Source organism: Paraburkholderia sp. BCC1876, from assembly GCF_902833695.1.
Taxonomy (GTDB): domain Bacteria; phylum Pseudomonadota; class Gammaproteobacteria; order Burkholderiales; family Burkholderiaceae; genus Paraburkholderia.
In genome coordinates, this window is the sequence record NZ_CADFGI010000032.1 from 1 (window position 1) to 686 (window position 686).

Genomic DNA, 686 nt, shown 5'->3' on the forward strand with positions numbered 1-686 from the left:
CTGGTCTTCGTGCTGGCCTGCATGCACGACCTGCTGACCTTCCTCGGCGTGCTCGGCGACAACGTCTACTACACCTCGATCGCCGCGCAGTTCGAGATGATCGGGATGGCGCTGGTGCTGGCCTGGCGCTTCGTCACCAACCTGCGCCGCATCGAGCAGTTCAACCACGAGCTGACCAGCGCGGTGGCCGAGGCCAAGCGCGAGCTGCGCGACACGCTGGACCGCGAGCACGCGCTGCAGGTCACCAACGCGCGCCTGAACGAGCGGCTCTCGCTCGCGCAGGATCTGCACGACGGGCTGGGCGGCACCCTGGTGTCGAGCATCACCACGCTCGAGCACGCGCCGCAGGACATGCCGCCGGCGCGTTTCCTCGGCATCCTGAAGGAATTGCGCGACGACCTGCGCATCATCATCGACTCGGCCTCGCTCGACCATGCCGGCACGCGCTCGCTGGACGGCTTCATCGCGCCGATGCGGCACCGGCTGGCGCGCGCCTTCGAGGCGCAGGACATCGACTGCCGCTGGGAGCTGGCCGGCATCGACAGCCTGCACCTGCCGAACTCGACCTGCCTGGACGTGATGCGCGTGCTGCAGGAGGCGGCCACCAACGCGCTGCGCCACAGCGGCGCGAGCCGCATCGAGATCGCCGTGGTGCACGATGCCGAGGGGTTGCGCATGGCCGTCGC

At 69.4% G+C, this 686-nt stretch carries 1 pseudogene; it reads left to right on the top strand.

The window, feature by feature from the left end:
* Positions 1-686 (top strand): annotated as a pseudogene (locus HWY05_RS37595) (histidine kinase); the annotation flags it as partial.